The sequence below is a fragment of the Flavobacterium sp. Root935 genome, from assembly GCF_001429295.1.
Classification (GTDB): domain Bacteria; phylum Bacteroidota; class Bacteroidia; order Flavobacteriales; family Flavobacteriaceae; genus Flavobacterium.
Genome location: NZ_LMJL01000007.1, coordinates 495,819 through 513,063 on the forward strand (window position 1 = coordinate 495,819; position 17,245 = coordinate 513,063).

General features: G+C 33.8%; 15 protein-coding genes and 1 pseudogene. 7 read left to right on the forward strand and 9 right to left on the reverse strand.

The window, feature by feature from the left end:
• The 5 genes and pseudogenes from ASE40_RS22255 to ASE40_RS03635 all read right to left on the reverse strand — a co-directional run.
• Positions 1 to 2,589: pseudogene (locus ASE40_RS22255) on the reverse strand (type IX secretion system membrane protein PorP/SprF); the annotation flags it as partial.
• Position 2,590: 1 nt separating this feature from the next.
• On the reverse strand, positions 2,591 to 4,024 hold the full coding sequence (gene sprC, locus ASE40_RS03620) for a gliding motility protein SprC (RefSeq protein WP_057115430.1): 1,434 nt from the start codon (positions 4,022 to 4,024) through the stop codon (positions 2,591 to 2,593).
• Entirely contained in the window at positions 4,021 to 4,428 is a 408-nt protein-coding gene (locus ASE40_RS03625; protein ID WP_057115431.1) for a hypothetical protein, read from the reverse strand. Before ASE40_RS03625 ends, sprC begins: the two co-directional genes overlap by 4 nt.
• Positions 4,429 to 4,530: 102 nt before the next feature.
• Complete coding sequence (locus ASE40_RS03630) at positions 4,531 to 5,823, reverse strand: hypothetical protein (RefSeq protein ID WP_057115432.1); 1,293 nt, start codon at positions 5,821 to 5,823, stop codon at positions 4,531 to 4,533.
• Positions 5,824 to 6,012: 189 nt separating this feature from the next.
• Positions 6,013 to 6,465, reverse strand: a complete 453-nt coding sequence (locus ASE40_RS03635; RefSeq protein WP_057115433.1) for a hypothetical protein — start codon at positions 6,463 to 6,465, stop codon at positions 6,013 to 6,015.
• A gap of 433 nt (positions 6,466 to 6,898) precedes the next feature.
• Between ASE40_RS03635 and ASE40_RS03640 the strand changes: the two genes are divergently transcribed.
• From ASE40_RS03640 to recA, 4 genes are all read left to right on the forward strand, one after another.
• The gene (locus ASE40_RS03640; protein WP_057115434.1) at positions 6,899 to 8,047 is read left to right on the forward strand and encodes an ATP-binding protein; all 1,149 of its coding nucleotides are present in this window, start codon (positions 6,899 to 6,901) and stop codon (positions 8,045 to 8,047) included.
• A gap of 7 nt (positions 8,048 to 8,054) precedes the next feature.
• Positions 8,055 to 8,438 (forward strand): hypothetical protein, encoded by a 384-nt coding sequence (locus ASE40_RS03645; RefSeq protein WP_057115435.1) that lies wholly within the window; start codon positions 8,055 to 8,057, stop codon positions 8,436 to 8,438.
• 125 nt (positions 8,439 to 8,563) lie between these two features.
• Complete coding sequence (locus ASE40_RS03650) at positions 8,564 to 9,073, forward strand: acyl-CoA thioesterase (protein WP_057115436.1); 510 nt, start codon at positions 8,564 to 8,566, stop codon at positions 9,071 to 9,073.
• A 157-nt stretch (positions 9,074 to 9,230) separates the two neighbouring features.
• Positions 9,231 to 10,238, forward strand: a complete 1,008-nt coding sequence (gene recA / locus ASE40_RS03655; RefSeq protein WP_057115437.1) for a recombinase RecA — start codon at positions 9,231 to 9,233, stop codon at positions 10,236 to 10,238.
• Positions 10,239 to 10,785: 547 nt separating this feature from the next.
• Here the strand turns inward: recA and ASE40_RS03660 are convergent.
• Positions 10,786 to 11,532: a lysophospholipid acyltransferase family protein gene (locus tag ASE40_RS03660; RefSeq protein ID WP_057115438.1), complete on the reverse strand. Its 747-nt coding sequence runs from the start codon at positions 11,530 to 11,532 to the stop codon at positions 10,786 to 10,788.
• Positions 11,533 to 11,673: 141 nt separating this feature from the next.
• A complete protein-coding gene (locus tag ASE40_RS03665; protein WP_057115439.1) occupies positions 11,674 to 12,057 on the reverse strand; it encodes a GxxExxY protein in 384 nt (127 codons plus the stop codon).
• A gap of 262 nt (positions 12,058 to 12,319) precedes the next feature.
• Here ASE40_RS03665 and trpS point away from each other — a divergent pair, with 262 nt between their 5' ends.
• The gene (gene trpS / locus ASE40_RS03670; RefSeq protein ID WP_057115440.1) at positions 12,320 to 13,294 is read left to right on the forward strand and encodes a tryptophan--tRNA ligase; all 975 of its coding nucleotides are present in this window, start codon (positions 12,320 to 12,322) and stop codon (positions 13,292 to 13,294) included.
• 258 nt (positions 13,295 to 13,552) lie between these two features.
• On the opposite strand, the gene dprA is transcribed toward trpS, so the two are convergent.
• Positions 13,553 to 14,653, reverse strand: a complete 1,101-nt coding sequence (gene dprA, locus ASE40_RS03675) for a DNA-processing protein DprA (protein WP_057115441.1) — start codon at positions 14,651 to 14,653, stop codon at positions 13,553 to 13,555.
• A 236-nt stretch (positions 14,654 to 14,889) separates the two neighbouring features.
• Between dprA and ASE40_RS03680 the strand changes: the two genes are divergently transcribed.
• A complete protein-coding gene (locus tag ASE40_RS03680) occupies positions 14,890 to 15,861 on the forward strand; it encodes an SPOR domain-containing protein (protein ID WP_057115442.1) in 972 nt (323 codons plus the stop codon).
• A 123-nt stretch (positions 15,862 to 15,984) separates the two neighbouring features.
• Positions 15,985 to 16,425 carry a hypothetical protein gene (locus ASE40_RS03685; protein ID WP_057115443.1) on the forward strand — a complete coding sequence of 147 codons (441 nt, stop codon included), beginning with the start codon at positions 15,985 to 15,987 and terminating at the stop codon, positions 16,423 to 16,425.
• 41 nt (positions 16,426 to 16,466) lie between these two features.
• On the opposite strand, the gene ASE40_RS03690 is transcribed toward ASE40_RS03685, so the two are convergent.
• Complete coding sequence (locus ASE40_RS03690; protein WP_057115444.1) at positions 16,467 to 17,228, reverse strand: hypothetical protein; 762 nt, start codon at positions 17,226 to 17,228, stop codon at positions 16,467 to 16,469.
• Positions 17,229 to 17,245 lie beyond the last annotated feature (17 nt).

Here is a 17,245-nt window from a genome sequence, read left to right on the forward strand (position 1 = left end):
GGCTTTAACTCTGGCGTCAGCAATTAGTTTTGCTTGTAGAGCTTCCATATCTGCTTTTGCTTTTGCATCTGCAGCCAATCTAGCTTTTTCAGCTTCTGCATCGGCTTTTGCCGCAGCTTCTGCAGCTAGTCTTGCTTGTTGTGCTTCGGCTTCCGCTTTTGCTTTATTATCTGCTTCTAATTTTGCTTTTGCTGCAGCTTCGGCATCGGCTTTCGCTTTTGCATCTGCAACAAGTTTCGCTTGAAGTGCTTCAGCATCTGATTTCGCTTTTGCTTCTGCAGCTAATTGTGCTTGACGAGCATCTTCTGCTTGTTTCAATTTCAATGCTTCCGCATCGGCTTTTGCTTTTGCTTCAGCAGCAATTAGAGCTTGTCTTGCCTCTTCATCTGCTTTTGCTTTTGCATCGGCAGCTAATTTTTCTTTAAGAGCAGCTTCCTCTGCAGCTTTTGCTTTTGCATCGGCAGCAATTTTTGCCTTATTAGCAGCATCAATAGATGCTTTAGTTTTTGCTTCAGCTGCGGCTTTTGCTTTTGCTTCTGCAGCTAATCTAGCTTGTAATGCATCTGAGTCTGCTTTCGCTTTTGCATCGGCAGCAAGAATTGACTGCATATCTGCAGCTTCTGCTTTCGCTTTTGCATCGGCTTTACGTTTTGCTTCAGCAGCTTCTGCTTTCGCTTTATTATCTTCAATTAATTTTAATCTTGCAGCCTCAGCATCTGCCTTAGCTTTTTCTGCTGCTGCCAGTCTAGCTTGTCTTGCAGCTTCGGCATCAGCTTTTACTTTTTCAGCAGCGGCTAACCTTGCTTTAGCAGCAGCTTCTGCATCTGCTTTTGCTTTATCTGCAGCTAATTGTGCAGCTGTTTTTTGCGGAGCGGCTACTGGTTTTGCAGCGGCAGCTTTTGCTTTCTCAGCAGCTTCAGCATCGGCTTTTGCTTTTGCATCTGCAGCTAATTTTAATTTCATTGCTTCCGCGTCTGCCTTAGCTTTGTCAGCTGCAAGTTGTGCCTGTGTTTTTTGCGGAGTTGCAACAGCAGCTTTCGCTTTTGCGGCAGCTTCAGCATCAGCTTTTGCTTTTGCGTCTGCAGCTAATTTTAATTTCATTGCTTCTGCATCAGCCTTCGCTTTGTCAGCTGCAAGTTGTGCTTGTGTTTTTTGTGCTGCAGTTGCTCCTGGCTTGTTTGCAGCGGCTTGTGCTCTTGCAGCGGCAGCAGCATCCACTCTAGCTTTATTATCTGCAGCTAATTTTATTCTACGTTCTTCTGCATCTGCTCTTGCTTTATCAGCAGCCAATTGTGCAGCAGTTTTTTGTGTTGCAGCAACTGCTCTATTTGCTGTGGCTGTTTGTGCTCTCGCAGCAGCAGCAGCATCGGCTTTTGCTTTTGCATCTGCCGCTAATTTTATCTTAATAGCTTCAGCATCTGCTTTAGCTTTGTTGTCAGCTTCTAATTTTGCTTTTGCAGCAGCTTCGGCATCTGCCTTAACTTTCTCTGCAGCGGCAAGTCTGGCTTGTTTTGCTTCAGCATCGGCTTTTGCTTTTGCTTCGGCTGCCAGTCTATTCTTTTCAGCAATCTCAGTTCTGTTAACTTGAGTTGCTTCTGATTTTGGTTTTGCAGGTACTGGCTTTGGTTTAGATGGATCAATCAATGATCCTTCATCATCATCTCCGTAATAATAATTTCTGTTTTTGAATTTATAGGCAATGGCAAATTCGTGTGATCCGCCTAGGTTTGAGAAATTGCCCATTCCTCTTTCGTAGTTATATTCAATAGCAATGCTTGGAGAAATATTAACCCCAAGTCCCGCTGAAACTCCATATAAAGTGTTGTAACCTGCTTGTGCCCAAACTCCTTGTTGAAGAGTCAGCATACCAAGTCCGGAAATAACTGTTTTGTCTTTTTTAATCTCTGTTTTTAAAATACCTGAAAATTTACTTCTGTCAAAAAATCCATAGCTGTCAATGTACCCAGTGTACATTGCATGAAGTTCAATTGCTCTTTCTGGATCATCTTTAACCATTCCGGACCCAAAATTGTAAAGCACTAAATTGTTGATCGACAATCCGAAATCTAGAAAAGTTGTACCATAGTTAATACCTGGATTTACGGTAAGAAGTGTACTTTTAGGAAATTCTCCAGTTAGAATATCTGAATCGTCTGAGATAATTTTTCCTGTATTTAAACCGCTTTGGTAAGCACCAACATTTAAACCAAAAGTCAAATTACTGTCTTCTTGAAGAACAATGTTGTGCGCAAAATTGACAACACCTCCAAAAACAGTCATTAATCCATAATTTTGTTGAAATAATGCAACTGCAAAAGCATCATTTTCTTTGATACGTCCAGAATAATTGGCAATATAAGTCTGTGGAGCATCATCAAACTGAACCCATTGCCTCTTATTATAAAAGCTTATATATGGATTTGTTTCTCGAACAAAACTGAATGTTGGGTTAATTAAATATCTATTAAACTTTAAAGAATTTCTGATAGGTAATGAAAACGAAACAACTCCATCCTCAGAAGCATTTTGAGAATAGAGTACATTTGAAAAACCGTAAAATAAAGTGATGAATAGTAAAATTTTCTTCATATTATTTTATCACAGTTATTGATCCTTTTTTTTCACCTGTGTCGCCTTTAATGACATAGTAATAAACGGGATTTACATTTTTAAAATCTATATTGTTTTGAGGCCAATCGCCTTGATAATTCACTACATCGAGAACCTTATCTCCGTTTGAACTAATAATAATTACACTGGTAGACGCATTCTTATATTCATCTGGAATATTCCAATACGGATTCATCCCGCTCAACTTTATGATATTTGGAATAACTGTTGACGGTCCGGAATCACCATTAATTTTAAATGAAAACTCTCTGTTTGCAATACAACCAGAGGCTTGAGAAATTTTTACTTTGTAATTACCTTTTACGGATATCACATATGAACTTCCTGTTTCTCCAGCAATTAAATTGTTGTTTAAGTACCATTCGAAAGTAGCATTTGTAGCATCTGTTGTAACATTAACCATTAATGTTTCACCTTCACTTAGTTTATATCCATCTTGAGCATCTATGCTTGCTTCAAATCCGTTGCTTTGAAGATTAATACTTCCTGTAGCTTTACATCCTCCAAAATCTACTTCAACAGTATAAACTCCAGATTCATTTGTTGAATACGTACGATTTGTTGCACCTGCTATAACTACTCCGTCTTTTTTCCAAACATAACTATTTCCTGAAGTTGCTGTTAAAACCGTTCCTGTACCGCTGGCACAAAATGGGTTACCTAAGCTTGAATCGATAGTAACAGCAGAACCGCTGCTTGAAGAAGTGACATTGACACGATTAGAACTAAAGTTTACATCAGAACATTGTCCGTAATCAATCTCTGCATAATATTTTCCTGTACTGTTTACAACTATCTCTTTAGAACTTTGTCCTGCTATTAGAACATCGTCTTTATACCATTTGTATTTAATATTAGCGATACTGGCAGGAGAAGGTGATTCTGAACTAATAGAAAGTGTTAAATTACCGCCAGAACAAATCATAGCGACATCACTTTTGTTATTAATAAAGAAAGGACCTTCGAATTGTTTAAAATAAGCAGGAAAAGAAGTATTTCCCAAAGAATTTTTAAATCTCGTACTAGTAACTCCAGTTGAACTTTTCACTCTTAAACTATAGATGTCAGAACCAACTAAATCTGTTGGCACTGCGTATTTAATTGTTTTTTGAGTAGCAGAAACATCGATTGTCTGTAGCAGTGTCGTAGCAATAGGAGAAGTAAAATTTCCCGCAGCGTCTGAAAGCTCAACTACAAAAGTAGTACCTGCGGGAAAATCTATATAACTGAAACTAGCATAAAATTCATTAAACGAATTTCCAGCACAAAGCTTTTCTAAACCATCAAATGTTTGAGGCACTATAGTTTGCGCATAAGAATTCGATTTAGCAAAGAACAAAATGCTAAATAAAAGTAAAAATTTAGTAAAAGATAAAGTAATTTTTTGAATCATATAGTGCGTGTTCTTGCTAAGTCTATACGCTCAAAAAACAAAATATCAATGAATGTTTCAGAAAAATCATACTTGTAGTTTTCAATTATATCTTTTGCAAGAATTGAAGTTGCTGTAAGCGATGAATTTTCCTGACATTCGTCAGATACAGTATTTGGTTCAGCTACTATAGTAAGGCTGTCCTTGGGGTTGGACATCCCTACTATAAACTGATTAAATTTATCCGAATTGCTGTTTTCAATTACAGCATTAGTACTGTTTTGGTTAACATTACCTAAAGTTAATGTGCACTCAGAACCAGCAGCCTTTGTAGGTTTTTCTGCTGTATTCTGTGCATATAGAGTTAACGAAATAGGCGAAACCAAAAATATTATATATAAAAAATATTTTTTCGTAGATACCATTATGTTTTGATCTTTATTTGGGTCCGTTAGAGACGATACATAAATTGTGTCTGGGGACTTTATTAATAAAATTTACGCGTGGAAATAAAAATCGAAATCTATTTATCTATTGCCGCTTGAAGCCGTGATTTTTCCTAGTTGTAATCTGAAATCTGGTTTTTTAGGGTTTGCGATATCAATGAATGTTTCATTGTTACTGCTTTGAGAATAAACGTTAAAAAACACGCTATTTCCATACCAGCTCTCTAAATCTTCATTATTAGAATTGTACTCTGTAAAGATGTTTCCGTTACATAAGTTGAAGTACATTTCTTCAAATTTGATTTTTTTAAGATTAGCATCGTTGATTTCAATTTTACTGTCTAATAAAACAGCAGGATTGAAACCAGAGATTACACTACGCTTTAATTCAAGAGAAGCAGCTTCTGCAACATATACACATTCTTTTACTAACCCTGCTTGAATATCAGCTTTGATATTTTCACTGTCATTAAGCATAGTAATATTTGTAGCAGCTACGAGAGTTTGTTTTTTTGTAAAGTCTGTTTCGTTCTTTTTCTCATAAGATTTCACTTCCATACAACGAGATCCGTCTTTGTTACTTGATAAGTAAGAAGATCTAACTGCTAAAGAGTTGAATAAACGACATTGTACACCTTGTGTAAATTTAAAGTCGTCGTTGATAGATTTATAAGAAACTAATTTAGAAGCATTAACATCTCCACCGAAGAAAGCAAATGAATCTCCTCCAGAGTAGCTTACCATTACATTGTCAATAATCGTTTTGTTACCAACACCTGCAATAGTTAAACCGTTAAATGTATCTAAACCTTTTACTTTTTTACCAGCAAACTCGATTCTAACAAATCTTAAAATTCCAGAGTTTGAAGCTACGTTGTCTCCACCGTAAGTAGTAAGAGTTGGGTCAAGATCAAGGTTGTAAGAACCTACATTTCCAAATTTATTAATTGGAGCATCACCAAGAATTACAAGTCCACCCCAGTCTCCAGCTTTTTTCATGCTGCGGTTTGAAGTAAATACAATTGGATCTGTTTCTAAACCGTCTGCAACAATTTGTGCACCTTTTGTAACTACCAATGTTCCTTTTGTTTCGAAATCACCAATAATTAAAGTTCCTGGTTCAATAGTTAAAACAGCATTGTTTGTAACATATACGTTTCCTTGCAAAACGTAGATATTTCTTTTCAGCAATTTAGTATTAACAGAAATATTTCCTGCTAAAATTTGGTTTGCTTCTCCATAGTCCACTTTGTTAGGCTTAAATTCAGTCCAATTGTTTAACCAATTGTTGTAGCCCATAATTCCTTTCTCTTGTTGAGCACTCATACTCGTAACTGTCAAAAGAACGCAGATTAATTGAGTAATTTTTTTCATGATAAGGGGGGTATTACGGTTAATAATAAATTTGGGTATGCGTAAATGAAAAAACTCCTCTCGAGTTTTCCGAAATTATCAGAACCCTCGAGAATGAGTTTTTTTTTATTTTGTTTCTCAAGAATGTTCAAATAGATTTCATCCATCTACGTAAACATTTCGAAAAAGGTTTTAAAAAAAATATCTTTATTACATTTCGTTCAAATCGTTGAACTCGTGTAATGATTTCAATGTACTTTCGTAGAACAAGATTGCAGCGATTAGATTTCCTTTATCAGAGTAAGGCATCATTTTTCTTTGGAATTCTACTGTAGTATCCAAAAATGTTGATGTACCAACTGCCTGAGCATCTAAAACTTTTTTGTGTTCGTTATCGTCTGGAATACCAAGATCGGCCATAGTAACTCCAGGTTTTGTAACCAAAGCAATGTAAGGAAGGGTTTTTACAAGAACCTTGATACGCTCAATGTATAATTCCAAAAGTTCTCCTTTTTGCATACCACTCAATTCTTTTTGATCATGGTATTTACGAATAAGAGCTGTTGTACTAATAATACTTCTTGGTGCGTTTTTTGCCTGTGCCGAAACGGCTGCAGTAGTTAAGATAAAAAGTGCACTTAACAGAGTAATTTTCCCTTTCATAGATTCTTATTTATAATTGGTTGTTGATAAAAACAAAAATATATAAATTAACTTAAATTACAACTCTAATGGTTTTTTTTTTCAAAAAAAAACCTTAAAAAAACCTTAAAAACCAGTGTTATGTCGAGAAAATGTGCGTTTTAACGTGCTTTTTGTTAAATTTGTTAAAATCGAAACCGTAGGATAATCGCTATAAAAAAAATGAATTCTTTCTTTTAAATAATAAAAAAATACTTACGTTTCGCGTTTTTTGAAAAAAAATATTAACAAAAAAATCTTGATATCTGCTCAGGTTGAGACATTTATTAACAAAATTATGTCGAAAGTCATCCGAAAAAAATCGAAAAATGAGTTTGTAATTTCAAAATTATAACTACGAAATAATCTTATCTGTAAAATTTTTGACTACATCATTTTCTTCTATCTTTGCTCCATGCAATTTTCTCAAATTTTAGGTCAAGATTACATCAAAAGCCACTTGATAAAAAGTGCTGCTTCTGGTAGAATCCCGCATGCACAATTATTCGTTGGTCCAGAAGGAAGCGGCACATTAATCACTGCCATTGCTTATGCCCAGTACATTTTATGCAGTAATACAGGTGACGAAAATTCAAACGGAAACGATTCTTGTAATCTTAAGTTTGAAAACATTTCACATCCAGATCTGCATTTTATTTATCCAACCGTTACTACCGAAGATGTAAAAACCAAACCCAAAAGTTTAGATTTTATACAAGACTGGCGAAGTTTCATTCAAGAAATGCCTTACGGTGGTTTGTTTGATTGGTATAAAATTCTTGGTGTACAAAACAAACAGGGAGAGATTCGTGTTGAAGATGCTCAGGAAGTGTTAAAATCACTTGCTTTGAAATCTTATGAAGGCGGTTATAAAATCATGATTATCTGGATGGCCGATAAAATGAATATCGCCGCTTCTAATAAACTTTTGAAACTTTTAGAAGAACCGTCAGATAAAACCATTTTTATTCTGATTTCTGAAAATGAAGAAGATATTATTCAAACCATTCGTTCGCGCTGCCAAGTAATTCACTTTAATGGACTTCCGGAAAAAGTTATAGCCGAAGCTTTGGTTGCACGAGAAAATATAGATCCGAATTTAGCTAAAAAAATTGCGCATCAAGCACAGGGTAATTTTAGCAAAGCACTGCATTTATTAAAAGAAGATGATGACGAATTTCCGTTTGAACAATGGTTTGTAAATTGGGTTCGAGCTGCTTTTAGAGCAAAAGGAAATGCAGCAGCTATTCAGGATTTAATTGCCTGGAGCGAACAAATTGCTGCACTTGGACGCGAAAGCCAGAAAAAATTCATACAGTATTGTATCGAAATGTTTCGTCAAGCTCTGATGTTAAATTATCAAGCACCGAGTTTAGTTTACATCGAACCTAAAGTTGATAAATTTAAACTCGAAAATTTTGCGCCTTTTGTAAATGGAAACAACATTCACGAAATTTTCAAAGAACTTTCAGATGCTATGTACCATATTGAAAGAAACGGAAATGCAAAAATAATTCTAACCGATTTATCTATCAAACTGACTCGTTTAATTCATAAAAAATAGATTTCAAATGAACAATGTTGCTTCAATCTTACTTTTGGCATTTTTAGCCTTAACTTTTTTACAATCGGGCTACGAAAAAATTTTTTATTGGAATGATAATGTAACTTGGCTTAAAGAACATTTTGCCAAAACACCACTAAAAAATCAAGTACCGCTCGCTCTTTTACACTTACTGATATTAGAATTAATTTCGGGAATCTTATGTGTTGTCGGCGGTATTCAATTGCTAACAAATAACGGAAGAGAATTTGGTTTTTATGGAGCTATATTTTCATGTATTTGTCTCTTAATGATGCTTTTCGGACAAAGACTAGCAAAAGATTACGATGGCGCGAGAACCATTGTTATATATTTTATACCGGCTGTAATGGCAGTTTATTGGTTGAATTAACAACCGTAAATATTTTAAAAGTTAGCCATAGATTACACAAATTCTAGCAGATTTTAATCTGTGTAATCTGTGGTAAAAAAAAGTCCAATTATTCGGCATCCAAACAAAATTTTATTATTAAAAAAATGAATCCAAAACATCCTTCAGAATCTCTAACTATTTTAACTGATTTAGTTTTACCGAGCGAAACTAATCCTTTAAACAATCTTTTTGGCGGCGAATTATTAGCCCGAATGGATCGCGCTGCAAGTATTGCTGCCCGCAGACATTCACGTAGAATTGTAGTTACAGCTTCTGTAAATCACGTTGCTTTTAACAGAGCTATTTCGCTTGGAAGCGTTGTAACGGTAGAAGCAAAAGTTTCAAGATCATTCAAAAGTTCTATGGAAGTTTTTATTGATGTGTGGGTAGAAGACCGCGAATCTGGAAACAGAACAAAAGCAAATGAAGCAATTTATACTTTTGTTGCCGTAGACGACACTGGACGACCAGTTGAAGTACCTTCGATTGTACCTGAAACCGATCTAGAAATACAACGTTTTGACGCGGCGCTTCGTCGTAAACAGCTGAGTTTACTACTTGCCGGAAAGATAAAACCATCTGATGCAACAGAATTAAAGGCTTTATTTTTATAGTACAATTTGTGCAAATTTGATACAATTTGGGACAATTAACTTCAAAAAAAAGAACTAATTTTACCAAATTACAAGTCTCAAATAAAAACCAGGAAGTTATTTGCTCTTTTTGATTTTTGTTTGAAAGAAAATAACAATTTAGACACTTAATAAAAAGATGAGTTCAGACAAAGAAGCCAAATTAAAAGCGTTACAATTAACGCTTGACAAACTTGACAAAACCTACGGAAAAGGAACCGTAATGAAAATGGGCGACAGAGCCATTGTGGAGGTAGAAACGATTTCTTCTGGTTCACTTGGCGTTGATTTAGCTCTTGGAGTGAATGGTTATCCTAAAGGAAGAATTATTGAAATATACGGACCAGAATCTTCTGGTAAAACTACTTTGACGCTTCATGCTATTGCAGAAGCTCAAAAAGCTGGAGGTATTGCTGCTTTTATCGATGCGGAACATGCTTTTGATAGAAACTATGCAGAAAAACTAAATGTTGATATCGAGAATTTAATTATTTCTCAGCCGGACAATGGTGAACAGGCTTTAGAAATTGCAGAGAACTTAATTCGTTCTGGAGCAATTGATATTGTCGTAATTGACTCGGTTGCAGCGTTGACTCCAAAAAGCGAAATCGAAGGTGAAATGGGAGATTCGAAAATGGGTCTTCATGCTCGTCTAATGTCTCAGGCTTTGAGAAAACTTACTGGAACTATCAGCAAAACGAATTGTACTGTTTTCTTTATCAACCAGCTTCGTGAAAAAATTGGTGTAATGTTCGGAAATCCAGAAACTACAACTGGAGGTAATGCACTTAAATTTTACGCTTCTGTACGTTTAGATATTCGTCGTTCTGCACAAATCAAAGACGGTGAAAATGTAATTGGAAACAGAACTAAAGTTAAAATTGTTAAAAATAAAGTTGCTCCACCTTTTAAAACTGCCGAATTTGACATTATGTATGGAGAAGGAGTTTCTAAAACAGGAGAAATTTTAGATTTAGCTGTAGAATTTGACATCGTTAAAAAGGCAGGATCTTGGTTCAGCTACGGCGATACAAAATTAGGACAAGGTCGTGATGCTGTTAAAACTTTAATTAAAGATAATCCAGAACTTGCTGACGAACTTGAAGTTAAAATTAAAGAACATATTAAAGAATTAGCAAATGCTTAATCTCATATAAGTCAAAAAAAGACTAATCTAAATCCTGATAGACTATAAAATCTGTCAGGATTTTTTTATTCAAATAAAAATAAAAACTTGACGCAACCTTTTCGACAAAAGTGCATCTATTAAAAAAGCAGGGTTTCCAAATTGGTAAGCCATATATCAATTTGAGGCTTTTTTAGAATTTAAATTGGTTGGTTATTTGAATTAAAACCCGTTAGTTATTCATACTGACGGGTTTTATCAAATTTTTTTTACTTTTTTTTCCAATTTTGACGCAACCATTTTTATTTTTCTCTATCTATAATAATGTGACATTAACTTGAGTTATTAATTTAAACTCTTTATTATCAACCATTAATATTTTTAACCATGAAAGAAAAAATAGAATTGTTGTACAATAAAAACCGAAGAAAAACCAAATTGAAATTTAAAAAAGTATTGCGTTTTATTTCTGAAAAAATAATTCATAGATAACTTTTGAATAAAAATGGGGGGTTTTTAATTCAAAAACAAAAGCCGATAGATTTAAGAAATCTATCGGCTTTTATATTTATTTGGTCTTCTGGAAATCAACCAAACCATCGTAAATTATATTTCGAACCTGATCTTTAAGTTCTTTCCTATGATCAATGGTCAAATTTTTTGTTTCTATAAAAGGAAGAACTTTAACTCTCATTCTGCCAGGACTTCCGCTTAAAAAAGTATACGAAAAACGTTCTTTATTATCGGCAAAAACTATTGGAACAATCGGAATTTGATGATCTATTGCTAGTCTGAAAGCCCCGTCTTTAAATTCATCAAGCAAAATACTTTCATCGTCTGGGACGCCGCCTTCTGGAAATATACAAATACTCAAACCTTGATTTAAACGGCTTTGAGCTCTTTTAAAAACTTCATTTTTACTTCTTGAAGAACTTCTGTCAACCAAAATGCAGGTCCTTTTATAGAAAAATCCAAAAAGTGGAATCTTCACAAGCTCCTTTTTTCCAACAAAAACAAACGGATTTTTAATTATGGCCAGCATAAGCATTATATCTGTCATTGAGGTATGATTGGCCACAATCATATAACTTTTGCCTTTAATGAGCTTCTGTTCGCGTTTTACGGTATAGTAAAAACCCATTCCAAAAAGAATGAATTTAGCCCAAATACGAGCCATTTTAAAAAAATAGGGATAACCTTTCTCTGAGATAATAGAAATCAGTAAAAACGGCAGCATAATCAAAATCGGAATGGCCATTAAAATGTAAAACCAAACGCGCCATAAAACCCAAAAAATAATCTTTAATCCTTTCATGGTTTCAAAAGTAAGAAAAACAGAAGCGAATTTTACAAAAAGAATTATTAATGCCACCGCAAAATATCTTTTAACGCAAAGACCGCAAAGAGTTTTCGCAAAGATTTAGAAGTTCTTTTGCTACGCAATAAGTTCACAAAGCTATTGTTGTAAATTATTCGCTACCCTTCTGACACCATTTTTTAAAAGACTTTCGCTGAAATTAATGAGAAGGCCGAGTTTAAAATTTCCAAGTTTTAAATACGTTAATGTTTGAGCCAAATGATTAACGGTGAGTGATTCCACACTTTTTATTTCTATTAATAATTTGTTTTCCACAAGCAAATCAATGCGGTATCCACAATCCAGCTTTACTTCTTCAAAAACTAATAGCAAAGCTTTCTCTTTTTCGACAAGAAGACCTTTTTGTTTAATCTTATAAAACAAACATTCTTTATACACATTTTCTAATAAACCTGGTCCAAGTTTTTTATGAATTTCAATAGCTAACCCAATTACAATATTTGATATTTCGTTTTCTGTCATAATCTAAAAAAATCAAAATTATAAATATTTTCTTATAATTTAATTGAATGGTTTTAATTCAGACTACTTTACAGAAGATAAAGCTTAGTGAACTTATTGCAAAGCAATTTCTCAAAGAAATAAACTTGTTTCCTTTGCGAAAACCCTTTGCGCGCTCTGCGTTAAAATGACTCACAAAAAAACAAAAACATTGTTATAAACCTTTGCACACTTTGCGGTTAAAAAAAACATCACGACATTTGCAGTTAAGAAAAAATCTAGAATGGCAAAAATACTTACGGGTGTTCAAAGTACAGGAACGCCGCATTTAGGAAATTTATTAGGAGCAATTATTCCAGCAATCGAATTGTCAAACAATCCGGATAACGAATCTTTTTTGTTTATTGCTGATTTACATTCGATTACTCAGATTAAAGACGGAAAAACTTTAAGAGAAAACACCTACAGCACGGCTGCGGCTTGGCTTGCATGTGGTTTAAATCCTGAAAAAGTGACTTTCTACAGACAATCTGATGTGGTGCAGACTACTGAATTGACTTGGTATTTAAGCTGTTTTTTCCCTTTCCAAAGATTGACTTTAGCACATTCTTTCAAAGATAAAGCGGATCGTTTAGATGATGTTAACGCTGGACTATTTACGTATCCGATGTTAATGGCTGCAGATATTTTATTGTATGATGCTGAATTTGTTCCGGTTGGAAAAGATCAACTGCAGCATTTAGAAATCACTCGCGATGTCGCTTCTCGTTTTAATCATCAAATGGGCGAAACTTTTGTAATTCCTGAAGCTAAAATTCAAGAAAACATTATGTTGATTCCTGGAACAAATGGAGGAAAAATGAGTAAATCTGCCAATAATATTATTAATATTTTCTTGGACGACAAAGCGTTACGCAAACAGGTAATGAGTATCGAAACAGACAGTACGCCGCTTGAAGATCCGAAAAATCCAGATACTTGTAATGCTTTTGCAATTTATTCTTTGTTAGCAAATGAAGATCAGATTGCCGAAATGAGAGCAAATTATTTAGGCGGAAATTATGGTTACGGTCACGCGAAACAAGCTTTGTTTGAATTGATTACAGAGAAATTCAAAACTGAAAGAGAAAAATACAATTACTACATCAATAACCTTGAAGAGGTAGACGCTCTATTGAAAAAAGGTGCAGTAAAAGCTTCTGTTGTTGCCGATGGAGTTTTAGCAAAAGTTCGCGAAGTACTTGGCTTCACAAAATAAAATTTAAGTTTCATAAATTAAAACGTTGATCAAGTTTCAAAACTTGTCAACGTTTTTTTTGTAAAATATCTGAATATTTTTTTGTAACTTCATCTATATTAATCTTTTAAAGAATAAAAAGATGAATAAATATATTGAAGATTATGATGTACCGCCCTATTTATTTCAAATTCTAAATATCCTATTTGGGCTATTACTGATTTTTATACTTTACAAATTGTACAAACACTTCAAGAATAAAAAATAAGATTTTCTGCGTTAAATTGACTCAAAAAGTTTTCCAGGAAGTGGTCGTATTAAGCCTTTAAGTTCCATATTAATTAAAATTCCCGACATTCTATAAATTGGAAAATCACATTTAACAGCAATAATGTCTAGCAATTCTTTGCCGTTTTTTTGAAGAAAATCATAGATCTTCTGTTCGTCAGGTTCTAGTTCTATAAAAAGCTGTTTCTGAATACTTTTTGATTTTTCTTTAATATCCCAATTCAACATATAAATCAAATCGGCTGCATCTGTTAATAGATTAGCTTTCTGAGTTTTAATCAAATTATTACAGCCTTGACTGTATTTGTCTGTAACTCTTCCAGGCACAGCAAATACATCGCGATTATATTCATTGGCCATATTTGCCGTTATTAACGAACCTCCCTTGTCTGCAGATTCGATTACAATTGTTGCTTCGGTCATTCCTGCTACAATTCGATTTCGGCGTACAAATTTCTCTTTATCAGGATTAGAATCGCTCCAAAATTCAGTTATAAAACCGCCGTTCTCCTCCATTTTTGCCATATACTTTTTATGCGTTCTGGGATAAATTTGATTTAATCCATGAGCCAAAACTCCAATGGTCTGCAAATTATAATCCATCGCGGCTTGATGGGCAACAATATCAACACCATAAGCAAATCCGCTGACGATTATAGGGTCTAAGGGCGCCAAATCTTCGATCAGTTTTTTACAAAATTCAGTTCCATACGAAGTAATCTGCCGAGTACCGACAATGCTGATTATTTTCTTGTTTTTAAGATCAATATTCCCAGCTGTAAAAATTAAAATTGGCGCATCAATACAATGCTTTAATCTTTCGGGATAGCTTTCATCTTTAAAGCAAGAAATCTGAATATTGTTCTTTTGTATGAATTCTAATTCTTTTTGAGCCTTTTCAAAAACACTTTTATCTTTTAAGTTCTTCAATAAAACCGTTCCAATTCCGTCAACTGCTGCTAGTTGATTGTTTTTTGCATTAAAAATAGCTTGAGCACTACCAAATGAATGGAGCAGCTTTTTACCCATTATATCACCCACTCCATCAACCTTTAGCAGGGCTAATAAATAAAACAATTCTTGATCGGTCATCTTTTAAAACATTATGTAAAATAGAAAAATAATTTTACTTTTTAGGAGGCGCAAATATCATTAAAACAAAGTAATTTCTTAATAAATTTTAAAATTAAAATCTATTTACTTTTTGTACTAAGCCAAAACATTGAGCTAAATATTTGAAAACGAATTGTCTAAAAATAATTGTGAATTGTTAATAAAAATTGTGAATAAAATTTTGATAACTATAAGCGATGCATAACTTTGTTACTATGAAAATCGAAGTATATATCTCGCAGTTATTGTATCGTTATCAGTGTGTAACGGTTCCAGGATTTGGTGCATTTTTAACCGAAATTCATTCGGCTCAGCTGAATGAGAGCACTAATTCGTTTTTTCCTCCAAAAAAAACCATTTCTTTCAACAGCCGTATCAAAAATAATGACGGATTGCTGGCAAATCATATTGCTCAAGCTGAAAAAACATCTTATGGTTTTGCAGTTAGCGCAATTGCTTTTGAGGTTTTAAATTGGAAAAAAACTTTAGATGAAAACGGTGTTATTCTTTTAAAAAATATTGGAGAGCTTCGTTTAAATTCTGAAGGGAATATTGTTTTCAGACCAAACGATCAAACTAACTATTTGGCTACTTCTTTCGGATTAAGTCCTTTTGTTTCTCCAGTTGTGAAAAAAGAAATTTTCGAGAAAAAAATCGAAAAGATTGCGGCAAAAGAAAAAGACGCTGTTTTGTTATATGAAAACGAAGAACAGACTAAATCTTCAAATTCATTCTTAAGATATGCTGCTATTCTAGTTTTAGGACTTGGAATTACAGGAAGCATCGGTTATCCATTGTACCAAAACCAAATTGATAACCAAACCCTTTTGGTAGAAAAATCGGTTCAGAAAAAAGTACAAGACAAAATTCAAGAAGCAACATTTTTTATCAAAAGTCCGCTTCCAGCTGTTACGCTTTCTGTAGATTCTGCTAAAGTTGAAACTGTTGAGCCAACAATGCCATACCACATTATGGCCGGTGCTTTTAGAAGCGAACAAAATGCTAGAAAAGCTTATAATCAATTAATTAAAGATGGTTTTAAAGCTAGAATGCTAAAAGAAAATAAGCACGGTTTGTTTCCGGTTTTATACGGAAGTTATGCTACAATGAAAGAAGCTGAAGTAGCTCAGAAAGAAATACAAAAAGGCGAAAATCCACAAGCCTGGATCTTGGTCGAAAACTTATAATTTTAAAAATCCTGTTCTTTTGAACGGGATTTTTTTTGTCCTATTCTGTTGTTTTAAAAAATTTGACTGGCACTTTTTGAAGATTCCTTCGAATAAATTCGTCCCGTAAAAATTTAAAACAAAATGAATAAAATCTTCAAAACCCTAGTATTCTTATTATTGCTTAATTCGCAGTCATTTTTTGCACAGCAAATTCAAAACAATAATGCTCCAGATTTAGAACTGAAAAAAGCTGAAGCTGAAACGCAAAAAATCTTAAAAGAAAATTATAAAAGATTGGATGACAAAATTGAACAGCTGAAGAAGGAGCAGAAAGAACTGGAAAGCAAAAAGAAAAACCTTTCGAAATCTGAAAACAATTTGAAATCGACGAAGGAAAAAATCAGCAAACTTGAACTTGCTAATCAGAAAATTGAAAACAAGATAACAACGTCTTCAATTTCTGATGAAGAAATTCAAAAGCAGAGAATCAAAACTAAAGAAAATGAGGTGAACATTCAGAAACTGAAACTGACTCAAATTACTCAGGAAAAAGAACTTGAAAAAGTGATTTCAGCAATCTAATTAAAAAGCCTAATTCGTTATGAATTAGGCTTTTTTAATGTTTATCGTGAAACAATTTTTGCATCTTGTGATAGAATTTTTTTCTCGGCTTGATATACAATTAACGCCGCAGGCGCCGAATTTTTTTCGCCCAAAACGATAAAATGACATTCATATCTAAAATCACCTTTTTTAAATTCGTAATAATGATTCCCTCCTGTTCCATCGGCAAAGAAAACTCCATTTTCAATTACTAAATCTGGCTTGTCTGTCATTTTTTGTTTGATTGACCAAGAAGCGTAGCGATATTTGCCATTTCCTAAATCATCGATTCTGATTCGAAATTTTGACGTTTCTAAAACCACAACAGGTTGTTTGAAATCTGAAATAGAACTGTTTACATTTTTTTTCTGAGAAGCAATCAGCGAATTTTTTAATTTTTTCTCTGCTTCTGACTGGTAATTTATGCTGATGATTTTTCCATCAGTATCAATCCACAAATCTCCTTGATTCAGCATAATTCCTCTCCAGCCCAGTTCCGACCAATCTTTTGCAGGATCTGATTTGCTAATTTTTTCAACTAAAATCGGGTCGAAAATTTGATCGTATTTTTTAACAAAATCTGTTTTATTTTTTATCGCTGGAATTGGAGAATCTCTTTTTAATGGAAATTTTATCCGATTTGAAACAGCTGTTTTATTACCGCTTTTTACTTCTGAAATAAATTTTGAAACAAATTTTTGGTATTCAGGTTTCAAATCCTGTGCGCTCATGCTCAAAGCACAAAACATAAAATAAATTAAAAACAATCTGACTATTTTCATATCAAAATAATTTAATG